This is a genomic window from Corynebacterium sp. ACRQJ, from assembly GCF_022346045.1.
Taxonomy (GTDB): Bacteria; Actinomycetota; Actinomycetes; order Mycobacteriales; family Mycobacteriaceae; genus Corynebacterium; species Corynebacterium evansiae.
This window is the reverse complement of the sequence record NZ_JAKRMT010000006.1, coordinates 118,383-126,931: the sequence shown is the minus strand read 5'-3', so window position 1 is coordinate 126,931 and position 8,549 is coordinate 118,383. Positions and strand designations below refer to the sequence as shown.

The window sequence follows — 8,549 nt, the reverse complement described above, 5'->3', positions numbered from 1 at the left end:
GGCTTTGGGGATAGCGGGGATGGCGAAGAGGGCTGCTTGTCGGGGCTGGTTTGGCTCACTGTGTCTTTGTTTTTCCTCTTATACGTCGGCGAAATAGGACGTCCATCGGGACATTCATTGGACATTCACAGTGTAGTCCCCGAAATCGAACGATGAGCTGTGGGCTGTCCGGCGCAGTGCCTACACTGAGATCCATGAGTTACAAGGAACCGCAGCGCCCGGGCGAAAAGGATTACCTGGCTGGCTGGATGCCCGACGAAGACCCACACGATGGGCAGGTCGTGCGTACCTCCGATGAGCAGGATCTTGAAGCCCGCCGCATTCGGTTGTCGAAGTACCGCCCGAGTACCGCGAAGAAGATCGCGGCCTGGCTGGCATTGATCCTGGGTGTGATCATGCTGTTCGGGATTCTCTCCGGATCGATGGAGGGCGTTGATGGAGCCCTGAAGATCCTCCTGGCGGTGCTTTACTGCCTCATGTTTGCCGGCCCGGCACTGTTCTGGATGTATGCGAACAACCGAGATACCAAGGCGGTTCGGCAGTGGGCTGCCACGGAGTCTGACTACCGGGAAGTGTGGGAATCCTTCGATTCGGCGACGCAGTCCATCTTCGCGCGGCCTTCACTGGCAGACGAGCTGCCATTGCTACCGAAGCGCCCCTGGCTGTGGATTTGGATCGCGGAGTTCGCGGTGATCGCCACCGCTGGCGCGCTGACCCCGGCCTAGCTGCCGCCTGAACCGCGGAGGGCGCAGGCGTCTGGGCGTGAAGCCGACTAGCCGTTGTATAAAGCCAGTACCTGTGGCATTGCGCGCTGGAGGTAACCGGCGTTACGGAAACCGACGCTTACACCTACAGAGCGGTCGCTTTGATCGGTGCAGTCCATGTCGGTGTTAGCGGAGCCGATGATGCACTTCAGGTCGTAAGATTCGTTGTTTACCGGACTGGTGACGCTAATAGAGGCGCGAGGTATTGGCGTCGCATCCGGACTCAAGGCAAAAAGTTCGAACTTAGCCTTCAATGCAGTCTGGTAGATCGTTTGTGCGAACTCGCACGAGGTGGCTTCGTATGCCCTGAGCTTGGCGCCTTCCGCAGTGGTTCCGCAAGCCCCTCCGACTTTGCTGGGGGTAGCCCTTGCGTTCCTGCGGGGCTCGGAGCTCGAGTCATCGCCCGGTGAGGGCTTCGCCGTCTGGTCGCTCGTCTCCGGGACTGTGGGGTTGGGGCCGGACTTCTTGGTGGACTTTGCGCGCGTGGATTCGTCTGCCTTGTCACCCTTCTTGGAGTCGTCCTCCGTAGAGTCTTCATCCTTAGCTGCCGAATCCTGCTGTGCAGAGCTGTTGGCGGAGCTGTCGGAGCCGGCGGCATCGTTGGAGTCTTCAGAACCGCAGGCGCTTAAACCCATTGCGGCGACGGTGAATAGAGCAAGTGCAGACATGCGCTTCATGAAAACGTCCTTAAGTAAAGGAATGAGTCGTATTAATGAAGAAGCCTAGCGCTTCCGCTAGTCATTCACAGTGAGAACGACCTTTCCCAGCGCGTGGCCCGACTCGACCTCCTGGTAGCCCTCAGCGGCGGCGCTGAAGGGTAGTTCCCTGCCGATCACCGGGCGCATCGCGCCCTCCACAACCAGCCGGGCGAGCTCCGCGAAACGCTCCTGGGTACGGATGCGAGTGATGCCGCTGCCGCCCAGGCGGGCGGCCAGCTGCTTGTCGGCAGCGCTGCGGATCGCGCCCTCTGGTGCAAGATGCGCCAGCCCCTCCAAGACCCCGCCGCCGACGAGGTCCAGAATGCCGTCCACCGGCGGAACGGTGACGTGGGAACCGGTCTTGCCCAGTTCCGCGGTATCCATAAAGCGCGCCCCCAGGCGCTCTACCAGCACCTTCTTGCGAGCACTGGCGATGCCGATGACCTCAATGTCGAAATGCCGCGCCAACTGCAGAGCATGCGTGCCTACGCCACCGCCCGCGCCGATCACCAGCAGGCGGGCGCCCTCATCCGGCCAGGTTTCCAGGTTGTGCAGTTCCGCCAAAGCGTCATAGGCGGTCCCGGCGGCCGCGGGGAGGCAGGCCGCATCCGTGGCCTCTACACCGCTGGGGATAGCTGCGGTCGAGGTGGCGTCCAAAAGAACAAAAGAATCACTCGCAGCACCAGTGCTGGAGAAAGCCGAGCCAAAGACGCGATCACCTGGCGAAAACCCGGTGGAAGGGTCGGCCTCGACGACGATTCCGGCGGCCTCGCGGCCCATGGCCATGGGGAAGGAGACCGGGAATGAGCCCTGGCGTTGGCCGTTCCGCACTTTAATGTCGCCGGGGTTCAGACTGATCGCCGTGGGGCGGATCAGCACGCTGCCGGGCTGCCAGGTGGGGTCGGCGACGTCAAGGAAGCTGGTGACCTCGGGGCCGCCGAAGGATTCAAAGCCGAAGATACGCATGAACCCCATGGTAGGGGTCCGCTAGTTCTTGGCGAAGCGGCGCATGAGGAAAGCGAACAGAGCGCCGGAGATGTTGTGCCACACGGCGGCGACCGCACCGGGGATAGCGGCCTCTGGAGCCCAGTACTTGCCCGACATGCCAGAGGCCAGGCCAGCGGACTGCGTGGCGACTTCGATGGCGGTGGTACGGCGCACAGCGGGGGATTCGCCGGTAGCGCGGGCGGCGAAGTAGCCCAGGATGTAGCCGATGGTGTTGTGGATGATGACGGCGACCAGGACGGTTACGCCGACGTTCATCAGGGTCTCCGAAGATTTAGCCACTGCGGGGAAGACCACGCCACCGATGGCGATGATGGACAGCCACGGCAGGACCGGCAGCAAGAACTGGACGATGCGGTCGAAGATCACACGGATGACCAGGCCGCCGATGACGGGCAGCAGCACGGTCTGGACCAGGCTCCACGCCATGGAGGCGCCGTCCACCGGGGTTTCCTCGCCCGCGAGCAGCAGCATGATCACCGGGGTGACGATCGGGGAGAGGATCGTGGAGACGGAGGTCATGGTCACGGACAGGGCGACATCACCCTTGGCTAGGTAGGACACCACGTTAGAGGTGGTGCCGCCCGGGACGGAGCCCAGCATCAGCAGGCCGACTGCCAGCATGGGGTTCAGCCCCAGCAGCTTGGCAACGGCCACCGCGCCCAGCGGCATGATGACGAACTGTGCCAGCACGCCGATGAAGATCGGCATGGGGCGCTTGATGACCAGCGCGAAGTCCGGCAGCGTCAGCGTGAGGCCCATGCACAGCATGATGATGGCGATCATCGTGGAGATGTGCGCCGCCAGGGGAGTGAAGGTGTCCGGGCTGGCCAGTGCAAGGCCGGCGCCGATCAGGATGAATGCGGGGAAGGCCCACACGGCAATGGTGGCGGAGCGTTCCTCGGAGGCATTGGTGGCATTGGTGTTTTCCGCGCCTGATTGGGGCGCTTCGGTGTTCTTCTCTTCGGTCGTCATGTGACCAGTATATGAGACGACAGTCTCAAAGTATGAAATTCTCCGAAAAGCCTGCCGTGAACGGGGGTGGGGAGATTAGTTAGAGTGGTTCTAACGGCTTGCGCCCAACAGAAGGAGTGACCAATGAATCAACCCCGCACCTGGTTCACCAGCGACCTGCACCTTGGTCACCCCTTCGTCGCTGAACTACGTGGCTACGGCACCAGCGGGGAGATCGATGCGGACGTCGAGCGGCACGACGCAACGATTCTGAGCAACCTCACCAGCGCCCTGGCTCCGGGCGACACGCTGTGGGTTCTCGGCGATATTTCCTCTGGGTGGGGTCCGCAGGAAGAACGAGCGCTGGACCTGCTGGCCGAGGCCTTTTCTGGCCTGGACGTCACCGTTCACCTGATCGCCGGCAACCATGACTCCTGCCATCCGCTGCACGCCAACAGCGCCGAGCGGCAGCGCCGCTTCCTGGAGGTTTTCGATTCCGTGCAGCCCTACCAGTGTGTGGTCCCGTGGGATCCGGACGGCGACGGAGTGGCCGATAACGAGGATCTAGCTAGGAAGGCCGATACCGAGGTTGCCTGGCTGTGCCACTTCCCGCGCCCCGGTCAGGATCACGAGGGCATGGAGTCTCGCTACGACTCTCTACGCCTGGACGTGCCATACGTCATTCACGGCCACCTGCACTCCGCCGCACCCATCACCGGCCCGGGTCAGGTCGACGTTGGAGTGGATGCGTGGGGTCTGCACCCCGCCCCTTATGAAGAGGTTATGGAGCTTCTTTACCGCGACGCCTAGCGCTCAAAGCAGGTGCATAAGCATCTATTTATGTATATTTATGCTGTGCGTTTATCGCTCGGGGCACTTTGTTGGCCCTTTTTCTAGGTGACGCCAACTTCTCGGCGCGCAACAACATGAATAAACGGGACTTGAGGTTATGACGTTCGACTTTTCCCAGTACACCTACCGTCCGCGGCATGCGGCAAAGAGCTCACGTTCTGCTGCAAAGGGGATCGCCACCGCGGCTCTGACCGCCTCCATTGGTGTGGCAGGGTTCGCCGTCCCGACGAATGCCGCGCCCGCAGGTCCGCCCGCCGGCTCGCAGCTTCCGCCCATGCCGCAGGTTCAGCTGCCCCCGCCGCCGCAGCTCCCGCAGCTCCCACCGTTGCCTCCGGTTCCGCAGGCTGTGGAGGATGCGCTGAACCAGCTGGGAATGTCCGCCAACCAGATCCCGGGTTCCTCCGCCCCGCAGCGCCCGGCACCGCACCGGCCGGCACCGAACAACGGCTACAAGGTGCGCACGATCCACAACGTGCCTGCGCGCACCTCCATGGCAGTGGTGACCAATAACGGCATTGCCAAGACCCCGAACGCGGATGAGTCTCGCCCGGGGCTTTCCATCGTGAAGCTGTACATGGCGGACTACGTGCTGCGCTACGGCGATCGCAGTAACTCCGATCGTTACCTGGCAGAGCGCATGATCCGCTTCTCCGACGACGGTGCCGCCTCCAAGATCTACCGCAAGTACCCGCGATCTATCAGCACCATCGCCCGGGAGTATGGCCTGCGCAACACCCGTGCAGCCGCCCACTGGGGTAACTCCTATACATCCGCGACGGATACCGCTCTATTCCTGCACAAGCTGCGTATCCGCCACCCGCGCTCCCTGGTTCTGCACTGGATGCGCACCGCCAGCCCCGTGGCGGCTGACGGCACCCGCCAGAACTGGGGAACGGTGCACCTGCCGGGTGTCAACGGCACGAAGTGGGGCTGGTCCGATTACGGTCGCCAGACTTTGGCCTCGGCCTCCTTCGGCAACGGATACACCGTGGCCTCCTTCTCCTGGGGCGGCCGTGCGGTGCAGAACGCAGATACTCGAGCGGCAGCAGGATACCTGCGATAGTCTTAAGCCTCGAAGTGCAGCGACACATAAGCAACTAAGGCACATGAAGGATTGAGCTCGGCTCCTGGCACGGAAAGTTTTTAGGTAATGGCACCACAGGACAAGAACCCTTTCAACAGCGGAGGCAACGGCGCGGACGGGCAGAACGCCGACAACCCGACCGAATACTTGGGGCAAGCCAAGTCGGAAGGGGCGGGTGCGGAGCCCCCACAGTACCGCCGCCAGGATGATCAGAGCACGCAGGTATTCGGAGCCTCCGGTACTGGAAACTCGCAGGGCTACCAGAACACGGGCGGTCAGGGGTACGGTGCGCCCGGTTTTAACCCTCAGGGTGGCTATGGCCAGGCTGGCCAGCAGGGCTATGGCCAGCAGGGATACGGCCAACCCGGCCAGCAGGGCTACGGCCAAGCTGCCTACGGCCAACAGGGTTATGGTCAGCAGGGATACGGCCAACAGGGCTATGGCCAGGCCGGTTATGGTCAGCAGGGTTACGGTCAGCAAGGGTATGGCCAGCCCGGCCAGGGATATGGTCAGGGTTACGGCCAGTCCGGCTCCAACGGGCAGGGCGGCAACGGCAACGTGGCCAAGATCGTCGTCGGCCTGCTGGTGCTTATCGCACTGGTAGTTGGCGGTGTGCTGATTTACAACCTGGTCTCCAGCGACGACGAAGGCGACGAAAAGCCCACCTCCTCGACATCCGAGACCACGGATACGACGGGGGAGAACAACGAAGAGACTTCAGGGAACCAGAACGAGGACAACCCAATGACCTCGATCCCCACCCCCTCTGGTATCACGTTGCCCTCGGACTTCCCGGACATGTCTGATTACCAGGATCAGCTCGACGACAGCCTGGAAGATTTGGAAGAGATGCTGAGCAGCATGACCGAGAGCCCCGTCGTGCCTACCGGTAGGCCCAGCTACAACTAGCCAGGCCGCGGGCGGAGCCTAGACCGCGGTGTCTAGAACGCGGAGCCTAGAACCTAGGGCTCCAGCCTCAAACAAACACAAGAAACCCCCAGGCGGACTTAAAACCTGGGGGTTTCTTGCTGACGTTTCAAGAGGAGAATGACCGTTCGTATGTGGATCCTTTCTGTCGACCACTGAGGACTAATCTAAAGTGCTTTCCTGGAAAAACCCTGTGTACGGTCTGCAAGGTCGCTACGCATTAAATAGGCTTTTCCCGCAAATGGTAAAATCGCTGGTCAAGAGCAGAATTGGGCTTGCGAGCCCCAAGTATTCTCACTCTGAGGACATGATTGTTCGGGCGAGGGGATAGGGTATTGCAAGACCTACACACGTTCGAGTACGAAATTGGGGAGTGATCCCGCCATGGAAGGCGAAAAATCTACAGCCGCGGCAAACGCGGAAAAAGTAAAGGTCGACCCGTTAATTTTCTGGGTTGCCTTCGGCTTCATCGTTGCCTTTGTTGGCTACGCGATCATCTTCAAGGACAGGGCCGCAGAAAGCCTGCAGACCGGCGCAAACTGGCTGCTGGAGAACTTCAACTGGCTGTACATCGGCAGCATCTCCTTGGCCTTCCTGTTCCTCATCGTTCTCTTCGTCTCCCGCTTTGGCCGCATGCGCCTGGGCGTGGAGGGCGAGGAGCCGGCATTCCGAACTTTGTCCTGGTTTGCGATGCTCTTCGCCGGTGGCCTCGGCTCCGTGCTGATGTTCTACGGTGTGGCCGAGCCGATGAACCACGTCGTCAACGTGCCCATGCAGGACGCAGAACCGATGAGCACCGAAGCGATCGGCGAGGCCATGGGCTTTACCCTGTATCACTTCGGCCTGCACATGTGGGTTATCTTCGCCCTGCCGGGCCTTGCTCTGGGCTACTTCATCTACAAGCGCCACCTCCCGCCGCGCGTATCTAGTATCTTCGCGCCCATCCTCGGCGCCAGTATTTACTCGTGGCCCGGAAAGCTTATTGACGCCCTGTCTATCATCGGCACCGTTTTCGGCATCGCGGTTTCGGTCGGGCTCGGTACGCTGCAGATCAACTCTGGCCTGGCCAAGGTGTTCGGCGCGGAGACCGTCGCATGGGTGCAGATCAGCATCCTTGTCGTCATCGTGGCGGCGTCGTCCATCTCGGTATCCACGGGACTGTCGAAGGGCATCAAGTGGCTGTCCAACATCAACATCCTCGCCGCAACTTTGCTGATGGTGTTTGTGCTGCTGACCGGCCCCACGCTTCTGCTGCTGCGCGGCACGATGGATGCCACCAGCCTGTACGCGGAGTACCTGCCGAAGATCATGTTCTGGTCCGACTCGCAGCAGGTAAACCCCGGCTGGCAGGGTAAGTGGACGGTCTTCTACTGGGCGTGGACGATCTGTTGGTCGCCTTTCGTGGGCATGTTCGTCGCCCGCATCTCCCGTGGTCGTACCGTCCGTGAGTTCATCGGTGGCGTGCTGCTGCTGCCGACTGCGTTCACCATCGTTTGGTTCTCCGTCTTTGGCTACGCCGGCCTGGACATCGAGAAGAAGGAGCCGGGCGTGCTGACCCAGCCGATCGTGGAGGAGGGCGATCCCGCCACCGCGCTGTTCACCTTCTTGGAGCACTTCCCGTGGACCCTTGCCATCAGCATCCTGGCGCTGTTCGTTATCGCCATCTTCTTCGTCACCTCCATCGACTCTGCGGCGTTGATCAACGACATGTTCGCCGCCGGTGAAGAGGGCAAGACCCCGCTGATCTACCGCCTGCTGTGGTGCATCATGATCGGTGCCGTCGCAGGATCCATCCTGATCATGGCTCCGGATTCCGGAATCGACGCGCTGCAGCAAACCGTGATCATCATTGGCTTCCCATTCGTGCTGTTCAACTTCGTGATGATGTTCTCCCTCGTGAAGGGAATGAACGACGACTCTGCGGCGCGCCCCGAGCCGCCGAGCCGCCAGTGGGGCAAGACCGACTCTGCGGAGAAGCTGGCCGAGCACGAAGCTCGCCCGGCCCCTGGCTATGACAACGAGGGCAACGAGCACGCCCGCTTCGAATACGACGCGGAAGGAAACCTCGTCATCCCTGGCAACGTGCGCATCGAGGGCGACCTGGGAATCGTCGGCGACGTGGACAATGAGGCGGAAGTCGCCCCCGCGCGCCCGATGTACGACCAGGAGGGCGAACTGATTACGGAAGAGTCGACTGAGCCCGAAAGCTCGGCGGACGATGAGGGCGTCAATAAGGAATAGATCAGGAAATGCGTTAAGCACAAT

Annotated in this window: 8 protein-coding genes; 5 read left to right on the top strand and 3 right to left on the bottom strand. The window is 61.6% G+C overall.

Annotation, left to right across the window (positions count from 1 at the left end; all coding sequences use genetic code 11):
* Nucleotides 1-194: 194 nt before the first annotated feature.
* Nucleotides 195-725, top strand: a complete 531-nt coding sequence (locus MHX52_RS05290) for a hypothetical protein (protein WP_239316955.1) — start codon at nt 195-197, stop codon at nt 723-725.
* 47 nt (nt 726-772) lie between these two features.
* Here the strand turns inward: MHX52_RS05290 and MHX52_RS05285 are convergent, their stop codons facing one another.
* From MHX52_RS05285 to MHX52_RS05275, 3 genes are read right to left on the bottom strand one after another with little or no spacing between them, the layout of a single operon-like run.
* Nucleotides 773-1,441, bottom strand: coding sequence for a hypothetical protein (locus MHX52_RS05285; protein WP_239316952.1), 669 nt, complete (start codon nt 1,439-1,441; stop codon nt 773-775).
* A 57-nt stretch (nt 1,442-1,498) separates the two neighbouring features.
* Nucleotides 1,499-2,428 carry an NADP-dependent oxidoreductase gene (locus MHX52_RS05280; protein ID WP_239316949.1) on the bottom strand — a complete coding sequence of 310 codons (930 nt, stop codon included), beginning with the start codon at nt 2,426-2,428 and terminating at the stop codon, nt 1,499-1,501.
* Between the two features lie 21 nt (nt 2,429-2,449).
* The gene (locus MHX52_RS05275; RefSeq protein ID WP_239316947.1) at nt 2,450-3,442 is read right to left on the bottom strand and encodes a bile acid:sodium symporter family protein; all 993 of its coding nucleotides are present in this window, start codon (nt 3,440-3,442) and stop codon (nt 2,450-2,452) included.
* A 123-nt stretch (nt 3,443-3,565) separates the two neighbouring features.
* On the opposite strand from MHX52_RS05275, the gene MHX52_RS05270 reads away from it, so the two are divergent.
* The 4 genes from MHX52_RS05270 (at nt 3,566) to MHX52_RS05255 (ending at nt 8,525) form a co-directional block, all read left to right on the top strand.
* Complete coding sequence (locus tag MHX52_RS05270; protein WP_034985356.1) at nt 3,566-4,231, top strand: metallophosphoesterase; 666 nt, start codon at nt 3,566-3,568, stop codon at nt 4,229-4,231.
* 139 nt (nt 4,232-4,370) lie between these two features.
* A complete protein-coding gene (locus MHX52_RS05265; RefSeq protein WP_034985354.1) occupies nt 4,371-5,336 on the top strand; it encodes a lipoprotein in 966 nt (321 codons plus the stop codon).
* Nucleotides 5,337-5,423: 87 nt separating this feature from the next.
* Nucleotides 5,424-6,266, top strand: coding sequence for a hypothetical protein (locus MHX52_RS05260; protein ID WP_239316945.1), 843 nt, complete (start codon nt 5,424-5,426; stop codon nt 6,264-6,266).
* Nucleotides 6,267-6,668: 402 nt separating this feature from the next.
* Complete coding sequence (locus tag MHX52_RS05255) at nt 6,669-8,525, top strand: BCCT family transporter (RefSeq protein WP_035005323.1); 1,857 nt, start codon at nt 6,669-6,671, stop codon at nt 8,523-8,525.
* The last annotated feature ends 24 nt before the right edge of the window (nt 8,526-8,549 follow it).